The organism is Streptomyces sp. LE64 (assembly GCF_052606915.1).
In genome coordinates this window covers 432,749-452,229 of the sequence record NZ_CP199708.1, presented here as the reverse complement: position 1 = coordinate 452,229, position 19,481 = coordinate 432,749, and the positions used below count along the sequence as shown (strand labels likewise).

Below are 19,481 nucleotides of genomic sequence, written 5' to 3'. Positions count from 1 at the left end.
GACGGTCGCGGGCGGCCTCCAACTCGGCGGGGGACGGGAGGGTCAGAGGATCGCCCCGGGGGCGTAGCCGGCGGCCTCGGGGAACCGCTTGGCGACCTCGTCCACCCGGGACACCACGGCGGCGACCTGCTGGCCGGCGGCGCCGGTGAAGGACAGCTTGTCGGCCATCAGCGCGTCCAGCGCGGCACGGTCCAGCGGGAGGCGGTCGTCGGCGGCGAGCTTGTCCAACAGCTCGTTGCGCTCGGCGCCGCCCTCGCGCATCGCCAGCGCCGAGGCCACCGCGTTCTCCTTGATCGCCTCGTGCGCCAACTCCCGGCCCACCCCGGCCCGTACGGCGCCCATCAGCACCTTCGTCGTGGCGAGGAACGGCAGGTAGCGGTCCAGCTCGCGCGCCACCACCGCGGGGAACGCGCCGAACTCGTCCAGCACGGTCAGGAAGGTCTCCAGGAGCCCGTCCAGGGCGAAGAACGCGTCCGGCAGCGCGACCCGGCGCACCACCGAGCACGACACGTCGCCCTCGTTCCACTGGTCGCCCGCCAGCTCGCCCGTCATGGACGCGTAGCCGCGCAGGATCACCATCAGGCCGTTGACCCGCTCGCAGGAACGGGTGTTCATCTTGTGCGGCATCGCCGAGGAACCGACCTGGCCCGGCTTGAACCCTTCGGTGACCAGCTCGTGCCCGGCCATCAGCCGGATCGTCTTCGCCAGCGAGGACGGGGCCGCCGCGAGCTGCACCAGCGCGGTGACGACCTCGTAGTCCAGGGAACGCGGGTAGACCTGGCCCACCGAGGTGAACGCGTGCGAGAAGCCGAGGTGCGCGGCGACCCGCTGCTCCAGTTCCTCCAACTTGGCGCTGTCCCCGCCCAGAAGGTCCAGCATGTCCTGGGCGGTGCCCACCGGGCCCTTGACCCCGCGCAGCGGATAGCGGGTCAGCAGCTCCTCGACCCGGGCGAACGCCACCAGCTGCTCGTCGGCGGCGGTCGCGAAGCGCTTGCCGAGGGTGGTGGCCTGCGCGGCCACGTTGTGCGACCGGCCCGCCATCACCAGCTCGGCGTACTCCCCGGCCAGCTTGCCGAGGCGGGTCAGCACGGCGACCGAACGGTCCCGGACCAGCTCCAGCGAGAGCCGGATCTGGAGCTGCTCCACGTTCTCGGTGAGATCCCGGGAGGTCATGCCCTTGTGGACGTGCTCGTGTCCGGCGAGCGCGTTGAACTCCTCGATCCGGGCCTTCACGTCGTGCCGGGTGACCCGCTCGCGCTCCGCGATCGACGCCAGGTCCACCTGGTCGAGGACCCGCTCGTAGTCGGCGAGGGCTTCGTCCGGGACGGCGATGCCCAGGTCCTTCTGGGCCCGCAGCACGGCCAGCCAGAGCTGTCGTTCCAGTCGCACCTTCCGCTCGGGGGACCAGAGGTCCGCCAGTTCCGCGGAGGCGTAGCGTCCGGCGAGGACGTTGGGGATACGGGGCTTCGAAGGCGCAGCAGTCACGTGGAGGGAGTCTACTGGGCGAATCCTCTCGGCCGGCGCCCCGGTGGCCCTCGGAGGAAGCTACGAACCCGCGGTGCGCCCCTCGTAGGGCAGCAGGTCGGGGCGCTTGGGCGGTCGGCCGTCCCCGGAGGAGCGGCCGGTGAGGCGGCGGCCGATCCACGGGGCCAGGTGTCGACGGGCGAACCGCAGGTCCGCCGCCCGGCGGGCGCCCCAGGAGACCGGGGCGGCCGGGGGCAGCGGGGTGCGCCAGTCGAACGAGGCCGGGAGACCGAGGGCCTCGCCGACCGCCTCCGCGGTCCTGCGGTGGCCCTCCGCGGTGAGGTGCAGCCGGTCCGGGTCCCACATCCGCGGATCGGAGAGGACCGGCGCCCCGTAGAGGTCCACGAGCGTCGCGCCGTACCGGGCCGCGAGGTCGTCGACGACGGTGAACAGCTCCTCCATCCGGGGCCGGAACCGTTCCAGCACCGGTCCGCGGCGACCGGGGCTGTGCATCAGCACCAGCCGGCCGCAGTGCGGTGCGAGCCGGGCCACCGCCTCCTCCAGGTGGCCGCGGATCCGCCCCATGTCGCACGAGGGCCTCAGGGCGTCGTTCAGGCCGCCCACGAGGGTCACCACATCGGCGCGCATGCCGGCCGCCGCCTCGACCTGCTCGGCGACGATCTGACCGATCAACTTGCCCCGCACGGCGAGGTTCGCGTACCGGAATTCAGGGTTCCGAAGGGCCAGCCGGGCGGCCAGGAGATCGGCCCACCCCCGGTAGGAGCCGTCGGGCAGCCGGTCCGACATGCCCTCGGTGAAGCTGTCCCCGACGGCGACGAAACTGGTGTAGGCGGGGGTCGTGTCCATAGCGCTGCGATGGTAACGCGCCGGTGGGGTGCCGCCCGGCGGACCGGACGGCACCCCACCGGGCGGTTACGCGGGCTGGCCGAACAGCTCCCGCAGCACGTCCTCCATCGTCACCAGACCGGCCATCTTCCCGTCCGCGCCGAGCACGGCCGCCAGATGGGTGCGGCTGCGCCGCATCGCGGTCAGCACGTCGTCCAGCGGGGTCGTCGCTCGAACCCGGGCGATCGACCGCATGTCCTTGACCTGGAAGGGAAGGTCACGGGGGGTGACGTCGAGGGCGTCCTTGACGTGCAGGTAGCCCACGATCCGACGGTTGTCGTCCACCACCGGGAACCGGGAGAAACCCGAGCGGGAGGACAGCTCCTCCAACTGTTCCGGAGTGACCCCGAGGTGGGCGTAGACCACCCGTTCCAAGGGGAGCACCACGTCGTTCACCGGGCGGCGCCCCAGCTCCAGGGCGTCGTGCAGCCGTTCCTGGGCGCGGTCGTCGATCAGTCCCGCGTTCCCGGAGTCCTTCACCATCCTGGCCAGCTCGGTGTCCGAGAACGAGGCGGTGACCTCGTCCTTGACCTCCACCCGCATCAGGGTGAGCAGGGCGTTGGCGAAGGCGTTGATGGTGAAGATCACCGGGCGCAGGGCGCGGGCGACGGCCACCAACGGCGGACCGAGGAGCAGCGCGCTGCGCACCGGCTCGGCGAGCGCGATGTTCTTCGGGATCATCTCGCCCAGCAACATGTGCAGGTACGTGGCCACGGTCAGCGCGATCACGAAGGCGATCGGGTGCACCAGCCCGTGCGGCACCCCCACCGCGTCGAAGACCGGTTCGAGCAGATGGGCGATGGCGGGCTCGGCGACGATGCCGAGGACCAGGGTGCACAGCGTGATGCCCAGCTGCGCCGCCGCCATCAGCGCCGACACGTGCCGCAACCCCCACAGCACGCTCCGTGCGCGGCGGTCGCCCTCCTCGGCGTGGGGTTCGATCTGGCTGCGGCGCACCGAGATCAGGGCGAACTCGGCGCCGACGAAGAAGGCGTTCGCCACCAGGGTGGCCAGGCCGATCAGCAACTGGACGGCGGTCATCGTCGGCCTCCCTCGTAGGGCTCGTCCCGGTCGGCGCCCGTGTCGGCGTCGGGGGGCGCGTGCATCAGCAGGCGCGCGGCCCGGCGTCCGGAGGCGTCGAGCACGTCGAGCCGCCAACCGGCGACCTCGACCCGGTCCCCGGTGGCGGGGATGCGGCCCAGCTCGGTGGCGACCAGACCGGCGAGCGTCTCGTAGGGCCCGTCCGGGGCGCGCAGCCCGACCCGGGCGAGCTGGTCGGTGCGGGCCGAGCCGTCGGCGGTGTACAGCACCCGGCCGTCCTCGTCCTCACCGGCCGGCGCGAGGTCGGGCGTCTCGTCCGGGTCGTGCTCGTCGTGCACCTCGCCCACCACCTCCTCGACGATGTCCTCCAGGGTGGCGACCCCGGCCGTACCGCCGTACTCGTCGATGACGACGGCCATGGTCCGCTTGCCCGACAACCGGTCCAGGAGGCGGTTCACGGTCAGTGACTCGGGGACCAGCAGCGGTTCGCGCATCAGCGCCGAGACGGGCTCCCGCGGGCGCCGCTCGGCGGGGATCGCGAGGACGTCCTTGATGTGCACGACCCCGACCACCGTGTCGAGGTTGCCCCGGTAGACCGGGAACCGGGACAGCCCGGTGGCGCGGGTCGCGTTGGCGACGTCCTCGCAGGTGGCCTGCGCCTCCAGGGCCATGACCTGGACCCGCGGGGTCATCACGTTCTCCGCCGTGAGGTCCGCGAGGTTCAGCGTGCGGACGAACAGCTCGGCCGTGTCGGCCTCCAGCCGTCCCTCCTTCGCGGAGTGCCGGGCCAGGGCCACCAGCTCCTGCGGGCCGCGCGCGGACGCCAGCTCCTCGGTGGGCTCCATGCCCAGGCGCCGCACCACGCGGTTGGCGGTGTTGTTCAGGTGGGTGATGAGCGGGCGGAACGCGGCACTGAACACGCGCTGCGGGGTGGCCACCCACTTGGCGATGGCCAAGGGGGACGAGATCGCCCAGTTCTTGGGGACCAGCTCGCCGACCACCATCAGGAACACCGTCGACAGGGCGGTGCCCAGGACCAGGGCCAGGGAGGAGGCGACCGATGCGGAGATCCCGATGCCGCGCAGCGGGCCGGAGATCAGCTTGGCGATGGACGGCTCCGAGAGCATGCCCACGATGAGGTTGGTGACGGTGATGCCGAGTTGGGCGCCGGAGAGCTGGAAGGTCAGGTTCTTGACGGCCTTCAGGGCACTGGCGGCCCCGCGCTCACCGCGCTCCACGGCCTGTTCCAGTTCGCCGCGCTCCACCGTGGTCAGGGAGAACTCCGCCGCGACGAAGGCACCACAGGCGAACGACAGCAGGATCGCCACCCCGAGCAGGAGCACTTCGGTCATCGGGTCACCTCCGTCCCATGATCGGGCAGGAGCGGGGGAAACGCGCGATGTCTACTACTGGGAGGCTCGCCCATGGGCGGACGCTCACACCTTTCTGATGAGGGGGTGGGCCACCCACCGATACGGGTGGCACCCCTCATCGTAAAGGGTGCGCAAAGCCCCGTTCCGTCCCGCGCACGACGAATCGGTGCGCGACGGTCCCGACCGGGCGCGCGCCGGCGCGGGCGCGCCGCGCGCGTGGTGCGGCAACCGTCCCGACACCGGCGCGCGCCGGATCAACCGTCGAGCGGCTTGACCCAGCGCCGCCACTGCTCCTCGGGTGCGTACCCGGCCGCGCGCCAGGCGTGCTGGGCCCGCGCGTTGCGGTCCAGCACCATGGCGTCCCCGCGCCGTCCGCCCAGTGCGGCGAAGCGCTCCTCGGCCGCCGCGAGCAACGCCGATCCGATGCCCCGCCGACGGTGGTCCGGGTGCACGGCCAGCCGGTACAGATGACAGCGCCAGCCGTCGAACCCGGCGATCACGGTCCCCACCAGCGTGCCGTGCCGCTCGGCGAGGAGGAGGGCGCCGGGGTCGCGCGCGACCAGGCGGGCCACCCCTTCGGCGTCGTCGCTGATGCTCGTCCCCTCCGCGGCCTCGCGCCAGAACGGCAGCACGGCGTCGACGTCGGAGCGGGTGGCGCAGCGGATGCGGAGTCCGTCCATGGCAGGGAGCCAAGCAGAGCGCCCACCGGTTCGGCCAACCGGATTTCCCGTGCGCGCACCCCGCCGCACGGCTAGGGTGTGCGGCATGAAGCGCGCTGCCATGACGACGACGCCGGAGAGTGTCCCGGCGCGCTGACCACTGTCTGAGTCCGAAGCCCCGGGGCGAGTGCCCCGGGGCTTCGGCTTGCGGGCTCGCCCGGTGAACCGCGAGGAGACCGCCGTGCACGACCACCGCGAGCTCGGTTGATCGTTGCGGGACTGCCCTACTGGCCGCCCGCCGGCGCTGCCGTACGGCACGCCCTGGAGGAGTACGTCCGTACCGCCGAGCAACGGGCCGGCTACCAGCATGTGTACTCGCCGGTGCTCGGCAAGCGGGAGCTGTACGAGCTCTCGGGCCACTGGGCGCACTACAGCGACGACATGTTCCCGCCGATGCGCCTCGGCGGCGAGCAGGTCGTGCTCCGGCCGAGCCTGTGCCCCCATCACGCGCTGATCTACCGCTCCCGGTCCCGCAGCTACCGCGAACTGCCGCTGCGCCTGGCCGAACTGGGCGGCATGTACCGTTCCGAACTCTCCGGCGTCCTCGGCGGACTGCCGGGCTGGTCCCCTACCAGGCCGTCATCGGCGCCCGGGAGGCCGCCGCCGGTCGGGTCGCCCTGCGGTTGCGCGACGGCCGTCGGATCGACCCCGGGCCGATCGAGGACGCCCTCGCCCGGATCGGTGCGCTCGTCGACGCCCGCACCACCGGGTTGTGGGAGGACGCCACCGAACGGGCGGCGTAGCGGTGGCGCCGGCCGCCGGCGGTCAGCCCGCGGTCGGCGCCAGCCCGGACGGCGCCGGCCAGCGGGCGGTGAAGGCCGCCGCGTCCCAGACACCGTCCAAGCGGGGCGCCAGCCAGTGCGCAGCCGCGCTCCGGAAGGCGGCCGGCTGCCACCCGCCGACCCCCGCCGGCACCGCGCCCAACAGCGGGGCGCCCGCCGCCTCCGGCAGGTCGCCGAGGTTGCAGCGCGCGGCGAGGTCCGCCTCCGCGGGCCAACTGCCCACCACCACGCCCAGCGGTTCCACGCCGCGCACCCGCAGCGCCTCAGCGGTGAGCGCGGTGCTGTTCAGCGTGCCGAGCCCCGCCGGGGCCACGACCAGCACGGGCGCGTCCAACAGCCGCGCGGCGTCGGCCAGGGTGTCGCCCGCGTCGTCGAAGCGGACGAGCAACCCGCCGGCGCCCTCCACCAGGACCAGGTCGTGGTGGAGGGCGAGGTGCCGGGCGGCCCGGGCCGTCGCCCGGGCCCCGACCGGGGCGGCCCCGGCCCGCCGGGCGGCCGTCGCCGGGGCCAAGGGCTCCGGATAGCGAGCGAGTTCACGCGCCGTCACCGGGCCGGCCAGCCGCGCCGCCTCGGCGGCGTCCCCCGGTTCCCCGGGCAGCACTCCCGTCTGGGCGGGCTTGAGGACGGCGACCGACCGCCCGGCGGCCACCGCCGCCGCCGCGACCGCCGCCGTGGTGACCGTCTTGCCGACCTCCGTGCCCGTTCCCGTCACGACCAGGATCGCCATGCCCCGCTCCCATCCGCAGTTCGTCCGTGTGGCCCGCTCCCGTCCGGGACGGGGCCTGCGTCAGCCCGCCCGGGCCGCCGCGCACACCGCCCGCCCGATCCGGGCCAGGTCCTCGTCGCCGGTCACGTACGGCGGCATCGTGTAGACCAGGTCGCGGAAGGGCCGTAGCCACACGCCCTCGCGCACCGCCGCCCTGGTCGCCGCAGCCATGTCGACGGGACGGTCCAACTGCACCACCCCGATCGCGCCCCGCACCCGCACGTCCCGCACCCCGGGCAGCGCCCGCGCCGGGGCCAGCGCCTGGTGCAGACCCGACTCGATGCGCTTGACCGTGGTCCGCCAGTCCTGTGCGAGCAGCAGGTCGATGGAGGCGGAGGCGATCGCGCAGGCGAGGGGATTGCCCATGAAGGTGGGACCGTGGGCCAGCACCGGGACCTCCCCGCGGGAGATCCCCCGGGCCACCCGCGAGGTGCACAGCGTCGCCGCCATGGACAGGTAGCCGCCGGTCAACGCCTTGCCCAGGCAGAGCACGTCCGGGGTGACCCCCGCGTGGTCGGCGGCGAACAGTTCGCCCGTGCGACCGAAACCGGTGGCTATCTCGTCGAACACCAGCAGCACGTCGTGTTCGTCGCACGCCTCCCGCAGCACCCGTAGGTACCGCGGGGGGTGGAAGCGCATGCCGCCCGCTCCCTGGACCACCGGCTCCACGATCACCGCGGCCACCTCGTCGGCGTGCCGGGAGACCAGCGCCCGCAGGTGGTCGGCGTACCCCTCGTCGTCGTCGGCGGGGGGAGCGTCCGCGAACACCTGACGGGGCAGCACCCCCGACCACAGGGAGTGCATGCCGCCGTCCGGGTCGCACACGGCCATCGGTTGCCAGGTGTCCCCGTGGTACCCGCCGCGCCAGGTCAACAGCCGCTGCTTCGCGGGGCGACCGAGGGAACGCCAGTACTGGAGGCACATCTTGACCGCGACCTCCACCGACACCGAGCCGGAGTCGGACAGGAACACGTGCTCCAGGCCCGCGGGGGTGAGGTCGACGAGTTGCTTCGCCAGGCGCACCGCCGGCTCGTGGGTGAGCCCGCCGAACATCACATGGCTCATCCGTCCGAGCTGTTCGTGCGCCGCCCGGTCGAGGACCGGGTGCCGGTAGCCATGGATCGCCGACCACCAGGACGACATCGCGTCCACCAGCACGTCGGGGCCGCCCAGCCGCCGGCCGCACCCTTCGGCGAGCCGCAGCCGCACCCCCTCCGCCTCCACCACCACCAGCGGCTCCTGCTCGCCCGGCATCGGAGCGTACGGGTGCCAGACGTGCCGGCGGTCCAGCTCCACCAGCTCCCGCACCGAGCCCGGCAAGGCGCCCGGCTCAGGCATTGGGGGCCAGGTCGGTGCCGGGGCCCCGGCGGCGCACCGCCACCAGGTCGGGCCGGGCGGCCTGCGGTTCCGCCTCGGGGCCGGCGGGCTCCGCACTTCCGCAGGGGCCGCAGCCGCCGGCCGCCGCCGGGTCGGCAGCGGCCCGAGGCCCGGCCTCGTCGGCCGACCCGCAGCCGCCGCCCGCAGGCGCCGCCCGGTGCTCGGGCAACGTCACCCGGTCCGCGCCCTCCACCTCGAACCCGGCATCGGCGATCATGTCCAGGTCGGCCTTGCCGGCCTGGCCCTCGCTGGTCAGGTAGTCGCCCAGGAAGATCGAGTTGGCCAGGTGCAGCGCCAGCGGTTGGAGGCTGCGCAGGTGCACCTCCCGGCCGCCCGCGATGCGCACCTCCACGTCGGGGCAGACGAACCGGGCCATCGCCAGGATGCGCAGGCACCGCTGCGGCGTGAGGTTCCACTCCTTCGCCAGCGGGGTCCCCTCGAACGGGATCAGGAAGTTCACCGGCACCGAGTCCGGGTCCAGCGCGCGCAGCGCGAACACCACGTCGACCAGGTCGGCGTCGCTCTCGCCCATCCCGGCGATGAGCCCCGAGCACGCGGAGAGGCCCGCGGCGTGGGCCTTGCGGACGGTGTCCACCCGGTCCGCGTAGGTGTGGGTGGAGGTGATCCGTTCGTAGGTCCCCTCCGAGGTGTTGAGGTTGTGGTTGTAGGCGTCGGCACCGGCCTCCCGCAACCGCTCCGCCTGACCGTCCGACAGCAGCCCGAGGCAGGCGCACACCTCGACGTCCTCGTGCCGGTCCTTGATCGCCCGGATGGTGTCCGAGACCCGGTCCACGTCCCGGTCGGTCGGACCGCGTCCGCTCGCCACCAGACAGACCCGCTTGGCCCCGCCGGCGAGCCCGGCCGTCGCCGCCTCGGTCGCCTGCTCGGGCTTCAGCCAGGTGTACTTGAGGATGCCGGCGGTCGACCCGAGCCGCTGGGAGCAGTAGGAGCAGTCCTCGGGACACAGCCCGGACTTCAGGTTGACCAGGTAGTTGAGTTTCACCCGTCGGCCGAACCAGTGACGGCGCACCCTCCCGGCCGCGGCCACCACGTCGAGCACCTCGTCGTCGGACGTCGCCAGTACCGCGAGCGCCTCGTCCCGGGTCGGCAGTTCGCGCCGCAGTCCCTTGTCCACCAGCGTGTTCAACAGGTCCATGGTGCCGATCCTGGCCTACGCCACCCCACGCGGCCAAGGAGGCATCTGACAACCCTGGCGCATCGATGTGTGGGTATCACCACATGCTGGCGCGGGGATTGGGCCGTTAGGGTCTGTGCACTGCCTACAAAACCACCGTCCGCCCGGACCCGGCTCCGTCGGGGCGCCCCGACGCGGGCGCACCCCACCGCCGGAGGCCGTAGATGAGGGCATCGCCGTTCGACTGGCTCGACGCCCAGGCCGACCGGCGGCGGGCCGCCGGGCTGGTGCGGGTGCTGCGCCCCCGGCCCCTCGACTCGCCGCTGCTGGACCTCGCGGGCAACGACTACCTGGGGCTGACCCGGCACCCCCGGGTGACCGCCGCCGCCGCGGAGGCGGCCCGGTGCTGGGGCGCCGGCGCCACCGGTTCCCGGTTGGTCAGCGGCACCACCGTCCTGCACGCCGAACTGGAGGACGAACTCGCGGCCTTCTGCGGCTTCGAGGCCGCGCTGGTGCTGTCCTCCGGTTACGCGGCGAACCTGGCCGCGCTCACCGCCCTGGCCCCGACCGGCACCCTGATCGTCTCCGACGCGGCCAACCACGCCTCGCTGATCGACGGTTGCCGGCTGGCGCGCGGCACCACCCGGATCGTCGCGCACGCCTCGCCGGACGCGGTGCGCACCGCGCTCGCCGAAGGCCCCGGACCCGCCCTCGCCGTCACCGACTCGGTGTTCTCGGTGGACGGGGAGGCCGCCCCGCTCCGCGCACTGTCCGCCGTCTGCCGCGCGGCGGGCGCCGGATTGCTGGTGGACGACGCGCACGGCCTCGGGGTCCTCGGCTCCGGCGGTCGGGGCGCCCTGCACGCGGCGGGCCTGGCCGGTGCCGAGGACGTCGTCGCCACGGTGACCCTGTCCAAGGCGCTCGGCAGCCAGGGCGGGGCGGTCCTCGGGCCCGCCCGGGTCATCGCCCATCTGGTCAACACGGCCCGTACGTTCATCTTCGACACCGGCCTCGCCCCCGCTGCGGCGGGGGCCGCCCTGGCCGCCCTGCGCGTGCTGCGCGCCGAGCCCGACCGGCCGACCCGGGCCCGCGCGGTCGCGGGCCTGCTGCACGACCTGCTGTCCGGGGCGGGGTGCGCCGTGGCGCGCCCCGATGCGGCAGTGGTGTCCGTGCGCGCCCCGTCGCCCGAGGCGGCGGTCCGCTGGGCCGCCGAGTGCCGTGCCGAGGGGCTGGCCGTGGGGTGCTTCCGTCCGCCCTCGGTACCGGACGGCGTCTCCCGGCTGAGGTTGACCGCCCGTGCCGACCTCACGGACGCCCAGGTGCGCCGGGCGGTGCGGGTGGTGGTGGAGCGGGCTCCGGCGGGCGCGCTGGCGTGAGGAGACGCGTCGGGGCGCTCACTGCCGCTCGGGCGCCGCTCCGTGCCGCAGTCGGTGCCTGAGCACCCGCCAGGGCAGGACCAGCCACAGCCCCGTGCAGACCAGCAGGGTGCCCGCGCCGGCGGCCACCCCGCCGACCCGGCCCACCGCCACGTCGACGGAGAGCAGGACCGAACCGGTGAGCGCCAGGGACAGCACGCCCAGACCGAGTTCGGTGATGCGGGACGACACCCGCACGATGTCGGGCTTGGCGCCGCGGTGGAAGAGGTAGCGGTGGATGGCGGCGGGGGCCGTGAACAGGGCCGCCGCGAGGACGGACAGGCACAGGGAGACCACGTAGGCGGTGCGCTGGACGGTGTCCAGCGTGGGGAAGCGGGGGGTGAACGCCAGGGTCAGGAGGAAGGCGAAGAGGATCTGCACCCCGGTCTGGGTGACCCTGAGTTCCTGGAGGAGTTCGCCGAAGTTCCGATTGGTCCGCTGGATCGGGGTCTCGGCGTGCGGAGCGCCGGGCCGGTCGTCAGTCATGTCTCATGGGTAACCGGAAGCGCACCCGCCCAGCGGGGCCCGAAAGGGTGGGGGACGCACCGGTCCGTCCCCCACCCCTCCGGGCGGTCGGCACACGCCTCAGCGCATGCACCGCTCAGTTCGTGGCATCGCTCACCGCACCCGTCCGTACTTGACGCTCTTGGTCCAGATCTTGGAGAGGCGTACCACGTCGCCGGTTTTCGGCGAGTGCCAGATCTTGCCGCTGCCGGCGTAGATGCCGACGTGGTAGACGTTCCGGCCCGAGTAGAAGAAGACCAGGTCGCCCTTGGCGCGGTTGCCCGCGCTCACGCGCTTGGTCTTGTTGTACTGGGCCGCTGCGGTACGGGGCAGGGTCTTGCCCGCCTTCTTGTACGAGTACATCGTGAGCCCGGAGCAGTCGAACCTGTAGGGCCCCGTCGCGCCGTACCGGTAGGGAGCGCCCTTCTTCGAGGCGGCCACCTTGAGTGCCTTGGTCGCGGGCGTCGCGGCGGACGCCTCCGTGGCGCCGCCGGGGGCCACTATGGTCCCTCCCACGGCGGCGAGGGTGAGTGCCGAGGCCGCGGAGGCCATGGTCAGCAGCGACGGGACACGATTGAGCGCAGTCATTGCGCAACCCTTCGTCAGCCGCCTGTGAAGGATGACCTGTCGGGTTCGGGCAGGCGAAGATGCCCGGCCGCTGACGCGGCTTCACCCCAAGGGCCGTCCGGATCGCTCCGACGGCCCGCCTTGCTCGGGTCCTCCACTCCTGCCGTCCACTCCTGTCGACCTGGCGTCCGGGCGGCGGCAGGACTCGGCGTCCGCCCGGACCGCCCCGCCGCGGTGGCGGGGGCTTGTCGTCGGAAGGGATCTTCACGCATGACCATCGGAAAAACCGAACGTTACCGCTGGTTTGTGAGTCTCCTCACCCCTGCCCCGTTCGGGTGGACAGTCGTTCCGCAAGAGCGGGTGACGGGTGCCTGACGACCCCGGTACCAGCGGCGAAACGCCGATTGCCCACTATGGAGTAGACGAACCGCGCAAGTCGGGCCCTTGAAAACGTCTACTTCGGGATCCGCTGTTCGTGGTACCCCGTTCGGGCCGTTTCCGGCTCCGCCCAGACGCCGGGTCAGTTCTGCTCCGGTGGGAGCCCGACGCGTGCCGCCCGGCGCACCCCGTCCAGGGTGCGCAGCGCACGGGCCAGCGTGTCGGCGCACAGCCGGCTCTCGCCGCGCTGGTGCATCAGCGCCAGCGCGTCCCGCAGCTCCACGGCCGTGCTGACCAGCGCCTGCGCGGCGCGCAGGCCGCGATAGGTGTCGTCGCCGCGCGCCGGATTGATCCGCCCGAGGAGGTCGACCGCCTCCAGGTAGCGGTCGATCACCTCCCCTTCGGCTCGGGTGAGGGCCGGCAAGGGCGGGAGGTCGGGAAGCACGACCGCCTACCGGGCGGACGGGGCAGGCGGCGTGCTGCCGGCGCGGGTGGTGACGATCCGGTCCACGAGGCCGTGCTCCAGGGCCTGGGCGGCGTCGAGGAACCGTTCCCGTTCGAGGTCGGCCGCCACCCGTGCGCGGCTGCGTCCGGTGTGCCGCACCAGCAGTTCCTCCATCAGATCGCGTCGGCGCCGGAGTTCCCGGGCCTGGATCGCCAGGTCGTCGACCTGGCCCCGTAGCGCTTCCGGCGGCGCGGGTTGATGGATCGTCACCCGCGCCCCGGGCAGCACCAGCCGTTTGCCGGGGGTGCCCGCCGAGAGGAGGACCGCCGCGGCGGACACGGCCTGCCCCAGGCAGAGGGTCTCCACGTCGCAACTGAGGTAGCGCAGGGTGTCGTAGATCGCGGTCATGGCGGTGAACGAGCCGCCGGGCGAATTGATGTACAGCGAGACGTCCCGCTCGGGGGCCGCGTGCTCCAGGTGCATGAACTGGGCGATCACGTCGTTGGCGGCGGCGTCGTCGATGGGGGTGCCCAGGACGACGATGCGCTCTTCCAGCAGCTTTCCGTACGGGTCGAGGGTGCGCCGGCCGCCGGGGGCGCGCTCGGTGAACCGGGGGAGGACGTGACGGGCGCGGGGGCGCGCGGAAGCCGTGGCCACGAGCGGGCACCTCTCTGTAAAAAATGTACAGGATGTACATGTCGTTAGAATGGGAGCATGGCTCACGAGATCCCGGTCACGCAAGCACGTGCCGAACTGGCCGACCTGATCAACCGCGTGGTGTACGGCGGCGAGACGGTGGTGCTCACCCGGCACGGCAAACCGCTCGTCGCCCTGGTGTCGGCGGATGACCTGCGCACACTCGACGAGTTCCGGGAGCGGGAGGACGGGGCGGCGGTCAGCACCGTCACCCCGCTGTCCCCGCTGCCGTCCGCTCCCGGCGAACGCCGGCGCTTCGGGATCACGGCCGAGTACCGGGGCCCCGAGACCCGGTAGCGCGTCTACGCGCCCCCTGACAAGACTTCGCGCCCGCGCACACCAAATCGTGTCGTGGGCGCGTTCGTGTGCGGAGGGCCGTGCGTCGCCCTCCCGGTCGGGCCACCCGTTCGGGGGGAGGGGGGCGTGCGCCGGGGCGCACCGAGGGAAACCGACCACACGGTCCGTTCCGTCGGCGAGAGTGGACGGGCCCGGAGGCTCCGGCTCTCCTGCACGACTGCGGGAACGGCGGTGACCGGCCGCGCCGATCGGACCGCGCGGCGGCCCGGGCTGCGGAGGCCCGCATCGGGCCCGGTCCCGGGAACCGGTGAACGGTATCCGATGTCCCGGTTATCGGATTGGCAAAGAACCCCGACCTCGTCTTTTGTCAGGGACCCCACAGGCGGCAGGATCACGCTGCATTCATTCGAATCTGCGTACGGGAGGTCCCAGTTGAGACGGACACGGACGAGCCGGGCAACCGCCCTCGGCTCCGCGGGCACGATGATCGCCGCCACGCTGATGGCGGGCGTGCTGACCACGCCCGCCGCGAGCGCGCACGACCGCGACCGGGCCGGCGACCTGGTGCGCGGTCAGGAACGGGAGCAGGTCGGCGCCTCCATCGCCGCGAACCGTGCCGCCAGGGCCGGCATCGATTGGAAGGACTGTCCCGCCGACTGGGGGCTGGCCAAGCCCATCCAGTGCGGCTGGGTCACGGTCCCGCTCGACTACGCCAAGCCGTTCGGCAAGCAGATCAAGCTGGCCGTCGACCGGATCGGCAACACCGGCACCCCCGAGGAGCGCCAGGGCGCCCTCGTCTACAACCCGGGCGGCCCCGGCGGCTCGGGCATGCGCTTCCCGGTCCGCGTCACCGCCAAGAACCCGCTGTGGGCCAAGACCGCCAAGGCGTACGACTTCGTCGGCTTCGACCCGCGCGGGGTCGGGCACTCCACCCCCATCTCCTGCATCGACCCGCAGGAGTTCGTGAAGGCGCCCAAGCTGGACCCCGTGCCCGACGGCGAGGCCGACAAGCGGGTGCAGCGCGGGCTCGCCGCCGCGTACGCGGACGGCTGCGCCGAGCGGAGCGGCGAGATGCTGCCGCACATGACCACGCCCAACACCGCGCGCGACCTCGACGTCATCCGCGCGGCCCTCGGCGAGGAGAAGCTCAACTTCCTCGGCGTCTCCTACGGCACCTACCTGGGCGCCGTCTACGGCACCCTCTTCCCCGACCACGTGCGCCGCCTCGTCGCCGACAGCGTGGTCAACCCGTCCCGCAAGAAGATCTGGTACCAGGCCAACCTGGACCAGGACGTCGCCTTCCAGATGCGCTGGAACGACTGGCTGACCTGGGTGGCCCAGCACGACGCCACCTTCCACCTGGGCACCACCCGCGCCGCGGTGGAGCAGCGCTGGAACGCCCTGCGGGCCGCCGCCAAGAAGGACCCGATCGGCGGCCTGGTCGGCCCCGCCGAGCTGATCGGCTTCTTCCAGGCCGCCCCCTACTACGACTCCCGCTGGGTGCCCGTCGCCCGGGCGTGGAGCCAGTACGAGGCCGGCAACACCCAGGCCCTGGTGGACGCCGCCGCCCCCGACCTCACGGACACCGAGGGCAACGCCGCCGCCGAGAACGGCAACGCCGTCTATACCGCGGTCGAGTGCGCGGACGCCAAGTGGCCCCGCGACTGGCGCACCTGGGATCGGGACAACACCCGGCTGCACCAGAAGTACCCCTTCCTCACCTGGTCCAACGCCTGGATGAACCTTCCCTGCGCGACCTGGAAGTCCAAGCAGCACACGCCCGTCGAGGTGACCACCCGCAAGGGCCTGCCGCCCGTCCTGATCGTCCAGGCGACCCGGGACGCGGCCACCCCCTACGCGGGCGCGCTCGAACTGCACAAGCGGTTCAAGGGCTCCCGACTGATCACCGAGGAGAACGCCGGTTCGCACGGCGTCACCGGGATCGTCAACCCGTGCATCAACGACCGCGTGGACAGGTACCTCCTGACCGGTGAGCTCGACGGCAAGAACGTGAGCTGCGCGCCGCACGCCACGCCCAAGCCGTGACCGCCCGGCGCGCCCGGCCCGGTGCCGGGCGCGCCGCACGACGTGCACCGGGCCCGCACCCCGCTCGCAGGGGCGCGGGCCCGGTGCGCGTTCCGGCTCCCGGCCCTCAACGACGGGGCCGGCCGAGGAACCGCCGCGGCCGCTTCGCGGGCGGAGCCCCGGCGTCCTCCTCGGCCTTCACCACGGCGGCGTAGCGGTCCACGTACACCTGGCCCGACAGCGTCATGACCGCGTACATGATCTCGTCGGTGACCGCGCGCAGCACCGCCTTCTCGTCCTCCAGCCCCGTGTAGCGGGAGAAGTCCAGGGGGGCGCCGAACCGGATCGTCACCGGCCGGGGCCGGGGGAGCAGCCGGCCCGGCGGCTGCGCCTCGAAGGTGCCGATCATGGCGCAGGGCACGACCGGCACGCCCGCGGTGAGCGCCATCGTCGCCACCCCCACCTTGCCCTTGTAGAGGCGGCCGTCGTGGGAGCGGGTGCCCTCCGGGTAGATGCCGAGCAGTTCGCCCCGGGCGAGCACCCCGAGCCCCTCGCGGATCGCGGCGGCCCCCGCCTCCCGCCCCGAACGGTCCACGGGGATCTGCCCGGCGCTGCGGAAGAACGCGGCGACGAGTCGGCCGCGCAGACCGGGGCCCGTGAAGTACTCCGCCTTCGCGAGGAACGTGATCCGCCGGTGCAGGACCGCCGGCATCAGGAAGTGGTCCGCGAACGAGAGGTGGTTCCCGGCGACGATCGCGGCGCCCCCGTCCGGCACGTGGTGCAGCCCCTCGATCCGGGGGCGGAACAACAACCGCAACAGGGGACCCAGGAGCACGTACTTCAGCGCGTGGTAGAACACGGCGTTCCTCCCGACTCCACGTCCGGCCGGCCGGTCCCGCTCCGACGCGTGCCGTCGTGGATCACTCGGCACAGGATGACAGGCGCGGATCGCCGCGTACGGACGTTCCCGCGGCCGGGCCCCGGGCCCGCCCGGCCGCGGGAACGTCCGTCACCCGGTCAGGCGTCGCGTGCCACGATCATGCCGAGGGTGATCAGGGCCAGCAGCACCCAGCCGAACCACAGCCAGCCGTTGCTGCCGAGCGCCACCGAGTAGGCCGAGACGGCCACCAGCGCTCCGACGGTGAGCATTCCCATGGTCCTGGTCGACCGGGGGGTCGTTCCGGGCATCGCGCACCCTCCTCACGGCCGCCCGGACTCCTCGGCCGGGTCACGGCCTCCCGCCCATCGTCACCCCGGGACCGGGCCGGGCGCCAGGCGTCGGCCCGGGCCGACCGCCCGGGCCGACGCCTTCGCGCAGCTCAGCGACCGCGCGAGTGCAGCGAGGCGAGGTAGGCGTTGTACTCCGCCAGCTCCTTGTCCCCGTCCCGGTCGGCGGCACGGTCCTGACGCCGGGCCTGACGCTGGTCGGAGGCGTACCACTGGAACACCAGGGCGATCAGCACCAGCACCGAGGGCACCTCGCTGAACGCCCAGGCGATGCCGCCGGCCGCGGTCTGGTCGGCCAGGGCGTCGATCCCCAGCGATGCGGGCGGGTTCTGGTACGGGCCGATCATCGGGGTGCTCGCCATCATCAGTGCGATGCCGAAGAAGGCGTGGAACGGCATGCCCGCGAACAGTTCCAGCATCCGCATCACGTACCCGGGCCGGTGCGGCCCCGGGTCCACTCCCATGATCGGCCAGAAGAACACCAGCCCCGTCGCCAGGAAGTGCACCATCATCGCCAGGTGGCCCGGCGTGGACCCCATCAGGAACTCGAACAGCGGCGTGAAGTACAGGCCGTACAGGCTCGCGATGAACAGCGGAATGGTGAACGCCGGGTGCGTGATCACCTTCATGTACCGGCTGTGCAGCAGACCCAGCAGCAGCTCGCGCGGCCCCGTGCGGCCCCGACCCGCGACCGGCAGCGCCCGCAGCGCCAGGGTGATCGGCGCCCCCAGCAGCAGCATGATCGGCGACAGCATGCTGATCACCATGTGCTGCACCATGTGCACGCTGAACATGACCATGCCGTAGTCGTTGAGCGCGGTGCACATCACCAGCATCACCGACAGCACGCCCAGCACGAACGACACCGTCCGGCCCACCGGCCAGGCGTCGCCGCGGCGCACCAGGCGCGCCACGCCCCAGCCGTACAGGGCCAGCGCCAGCAGACAGCCGATCAGGAAGAACGGCTCGGGGGACCACTCAAGACCTCGCCCCAGCGTGAACGGCGGCAGGTCCGTGGTCATGCCGTGCCCGCTGTGATCCATCCGCCGGCTCCTGTTTCGTGGGGGATTCGCTCTGTCCGTCCGCACCAGACTAGATCCGCCCCCGACCGCGCTCGCGGTCGGGGGCGGTCGAAGCGCCGAACGGGCCGGGCCCGCTCGGGCAAGGGGCCTACAGCACGACGCCGGCCTCGGCGTACCGCGCGTCGGGCACCGTCTTCAACGACTCCACGGCATCGCTCAGCGGCACCGTGACGATCTCCGTGCCGCGCAGCGCGGTCATCCGCCCGAACTCGCCCCGGTGCACGGCCTCCACCGCGTGCCAACCGAAGCGGGTGGCCAGCACCCGGTCGTACGCGGTGGGCGTGCCGCCGCGCTGGACGTGCCCCAGGATCACCGGCCGCGCCTCCTTGCCCAGGCGCTGCTCCAGCTCGATCGACAGCTGCCGGGCGATCCCCGCGAAGCGCTCGTGGCCGTAGACGTCCTTGCCGCCCTCGTCGAACTCCATGGAACCCGGTCGGGGCTTGGCGCCCTCGGCGGCCACCACGATCGCGAACTTCTTGCCGGCCGAGAACCGCTCCCCGACCCGCGAGGCCAGCTCCGCCACGTCGAACGGACGCTCCGGGACCACGATCGCGTGGGCGCCCGCGGCCATCCCCGAGTGCAGGGCGATCCACCCGGTGTGCCTCCCCATGACCTCGACGATCAGCACCCGCTGGTGCGACTCGGCGGTGGTCTTGAGCCGGTCCAGGGCCTCGGTCGCCACGCCCACGGCGGTGTCGAAGCCGAAGGTGACGTCCGTCGCGGCGATGTCGTTGTCGATGGTCTTCGGCACGCCCACGATCGGCAGCCCGTTGTCCGAGAGCAACCGGGCCGCCTTGAGGGTGCCCTCGCCGCCGATCGGGATGATCGCGTCCAGACCCAGCTCGGCGACGTGGCCCTTGGCCCGCTCCACCCCGTCCACCAGATGGGCGGGCTGCACCCGGGACGAGCCGAGGATGGTCCCGCCCAGGGCGAGGATGCCGCCGACCGCGTCCAGGTCGAGCTTGCGGTAGTCGCACTCCAACAGGCCCTTCCAGCCGTCGTTGAAGCCGACCACCTCGTCGCCGTGATCGACGACGGCACGGTGGACGACGGACCGGATGACGGCGTTCAGGCCAGGGCAGTCACCGCCGGAGGTGAGGACACCAAGACGCATGGCTCGGAAACCTTTGCAACGTGGACGTGCGACCGGACCACGCCGTCCGGTGGGACGCCGCCACCCTACCGGCGCGGTCGGCCTGCGCCGAACGCCGCGTCCGCCTTCTGGACACCCCTGCACACCTGAGCGCGGGCCCCGTCAGACGGGGCCCGCGCTCAGGTGTGC

At 72.9% G+C, this 19,481-nt stretch carries 19 protein-coding genes, 1 pseudogene and 1 riboswitch; of the genes and pseudogenes, 4 read left to right on the top strand and 16 right to left on the bottom strand.

The window, feature by feature from the left end; genetic code table 11:
• Positions 1–42: 42 nt before the first annotated feature.
• The 5 genes from purB to ACSMX9_RS01930 all read right to left on the bottom strand — a co-directional run bounded on the left by purB (position 43) and on the right by ACSMX9_RS01930 (position 5,533).
• Positions 43–1,485 carry an adenylosuccinate lyase gene (purB, locus tag ACSMX9_RS01950; RefSeq protein WP_445399443.1) on the bottom strand — a complete coding sequence of 481 codons (1,443 nt, stop codon included), beginning with the start codon at positions 1,483–1,485 and terminating at the stop codon, positions 43–45.
• Positions 1,486–1,545: 60 nt separating this feature from the next.
• The gene (locus ACSMX9_RS01945) at positions 1,546–2,331 is read right to left on the bottom strand and encodes an SGNH/GDSL hydrolase family protein (RefSeq protein WP_445399441.1); all 786 of its coding nucleotides are present in this window, start codon (positions 2,329–2,331) and stop codon (positions 1,546–1,548) included.
• 66 nt (positions 2,332–2,397) lie between these two features.
• Complete coding sequence (locus tag ACSMX9_RS01940) at positions 2,398–3,411, bottom strand: hemolysin family protein (protein WP_445399439.1); 1,014 nt, start codon at positions 3,409–3,411, stop codon at positions 2,398–2,400.
• A complete protein-coding gene (locus ACSMX9_RS01935) occupies positions 3,408–4,763 on the bottom strand; it encodes a hemolysin family protein (protein WP_445399437.1) in 1,356 nt (451 codons plus the stop codon). Before ACSMX9_RS01935 ends, ACSMX9_RS01940 begins: the two co-directional genes overlap by 4 nt.
• Before the next feature lie 275 nt (positions 4,764–5,038).
• Positions 5,039–5,533 carry a GNAT family N-acetyltransferase gene (locus ACSMX9_RS01930; protein ID WP_445402866.1) on the bottom strand — a complete coding sequence of 165 codons (495 nt, stop codon included), beginning with the start codon at positions 5,531–5,533 and terminating at the stop codon, positions 5,039–5,041.
• 174 nt (positions 5,534–5,707) lie between these two features.
• Between ACSMX9_RS01930 and ACSMX9_RS01925 the strand changes: the two are divergent.
• A pseudogene (locus ACSMX9_RS01925) lies at positions 5,708–6,058 on the top strand (aminoacyl--tRNA ligase-related protein); the annotation flags it as partial.
• Between the two features lie 210 nt (positions 6,059–6,268).
• Here the strand turns inward: ACSMX9_RS01925 and bioD are convergent.
• The 3 genes from bioD to bioB are packed head-to-tail and all read right to left on the bottom strand — an operon-like array spanning position 6,269 to position 9,584.
• Positions 6,269–7,012, bottom strand: coding sequence for a dethiobiotin synthase (gene bioD / locus ACSMX9_RS01920; RefSeq protein ID WP_351244890.1), 744 nt, complete (start codon positions 7,010–7,012; stop codon positions 6,269–6,271).
• A gap of 60 nt (positions 7,013–7,072) precedes the next feature.
• On the bottom strand, positions 7,073–8,389 hold the full coding sequence (locus ACSMX9_RS01915; protein ID WP_445399435.1) for an adenosylmethionine--8-amino-7-oxononanoate transaminase: 1,317 nt from the start codon (positions 8,387–8,389) through the stop codon (positions 7,073–7,075).
• On the bottom strand, positions 8,382–9,584 hold the full coding sequence (bioB, locus tag ACSMX9_RS01910) for a biotin synthase BioB (RefSeq protein WP_445399433.1): 1,203 nt from the start codon (positions 9,582–9,584) through the stop codon (positions 8,382–8,384). The genes ACSMX9_RS01915 and bioB overlap by 8 nt, the downstream gene beginning before the upstream one ends.
• Before the next feature lie 203 nt (positions 9,585–9,787).
• Here bioB and ACSMX9_RS01905 point away from each other — a divergent pair, with 203 nt between their 5' ends.
• On the top strand, positions 9,788–10,939 hold the full coding sequence (locus ACSMX9_RS01905; protein ID WP_445399431.1) for an 8-amino-7-oxononanoate synthase: 1,152 nt from the start codon (positions 9,788–9,790) through the stop codon (positions 10,937–10,939).
• A gap of 18 nt (positions 10,940–10,957) precedes the next feature.
• Here ACSMX9_RS01905 and ACSMX9_RS01900 read toward each other — a convergent pair whose 3' ends face one another.
• The 4 genes from ACSMX9_RS01900 to ACSMX9_RS01885 form a co-directional block, all read right to left on the bottom strand.
• A complete protein-coding gene (locus ACSMX9_RS01900; RefSeq protein WP_445399429.1) occupies positions 10,958–11,464 on the bottom strand; it encodes a DUF6328 family protein in 507 nt (168 codons plus the stop codon).
• A gap of 132 nt (positions 11,465–11,596) precedes the next feature.
• Positions 11,597–12,070: a C40 family peptidase gene (locus ACSMX9_RS01895; protein ID WP_351244880.1), complete on the bottom strand. Its 474-nt coding sequence runs from the start codon at positions 12,068–12,070 to the stop codon at positions 11,597–11,599.
• A 4-nt stretch (positions 12,071–12,074) separates the two neighbouring features.
• A riboswitch (cyclic di-AMP (ydaO/yuaA leader) is annotated at positions 12,075–12,246 on the bottom strand.
• Between the two features lie 323 nt (positions 12,247–12,569).
• Positions 12,570–12,872: a hypothetical protein gene (locus ACSMX9_RS01890; RefSeq protein WP_445399427.1), complete on the bottom strand. Its 303-nt coding sequence runs from the start codon at positions 12,870–12,872 to the stop codon at positions 12,570–12,572.
• Positions 12,873–12,878: 6 nt separating this feature from the next.
• Complete coding sequence (locus tag ACSMX9_RS01885) at positions 12,879–13,529, bottom strand: ClpP family protease (RefSeq protein ID WP_445399425.1); 651 nt, start codon at positions 13,527–13,529, stop codon at positions 12,879–12,881.
• A gap of 57 nt (positions 13,530–13,586) precedes the next feature.
• On the opposite strand from ACSMX9_RS01885, the gene ACSMX9_RS01880 reads away from it, so the two are divergent.
• Positions 13,587–13,865: a type II toxin-antitoxin system Phd/YefM family antitoxin gene (locus tag ACSMX9_RS01880; RefSeq protein ID WP_445399423.1), complete on the top strand. Its 279-nt coding sequence runs from the start codon at positions 13,587–13,589 to the stop codon at positions 13,863–13,865.
• A gap of 432 nt (positions 13,866–14,297) precedes the next feature.
• Positions 14,298–15,911 carry an alpha/beta hydrolase gene (locus tag ACSMX9_RS01875; RefSeq protein ID WP_445399421.1) on the top strand — a complete coding sequence of 538 codons (1,614 nt, stop codon included), beginning with the start codon at positions 14,298–14,300 and terminating at the stop codon, positions 15,909–15,911.
• Between the two features lie 106 nt (positions 15,912–16,017).
• Here ACSMX9_RS01875 and ACSMX9_RS01870 read toward each other — a convergent pair whose 3' ends face one another.
• The 4 genes from ACSMX9_RS01870 to ACSMX9_RS01855 all read right to left on the bottom strand — a co-directional run bounded on the left by ACSMX9_RS01870 (position 16,018) and on the right by ACSMX9_RS01855 (position 19,313).
• Positions 16,018–16,749, bottom strand: coding sequence for a lysophospholipid acyltransferase family protein (locus ACSMX9_RS01870; RefSeq protein WP_445399419.1), 732 nt, complete (start codon positions 16,747–16,749; stop codon positions 16,018–16,020).
• Between the two features lie 158 nt (positions 16,750–16,907).
• Positions 16,908–17,078, bottom strand: a complete 171-nt coding sequence (locus ACSMX9_RS01865; protein ID WP_445399417.1) for a hypothetical protein — start codon at positions 17,076–17,078, stop codon at positions 16,908–16,910.
• Between the two features lie 131 nt (positions 17,079–17,209).
• Positions 17,210–18,160 (bottom strand): cytochrome c oxidase assembly protein, encoded by a 951-nt coding sequence (locus tag ACSMX9_RS01860; protein ID WP_445399415.1) that lies wholly within the window; start codon positions 18,158–18,160, stop codon positions 17,210–17,212.
• 127 nt (positions 18,161–18,287) lie between these two features.
• Entirely contained in the window at positions 18,288–19,313 is a 1,026-nt protein-coding gene (locus ACSMX9_RS01855; RefSeq protein WP_351244864.1) for a 6-phosphofructokinase, read from the bottom strand.
• Positions 19,314–19,481: the final 168 nt, after the last annotated feature.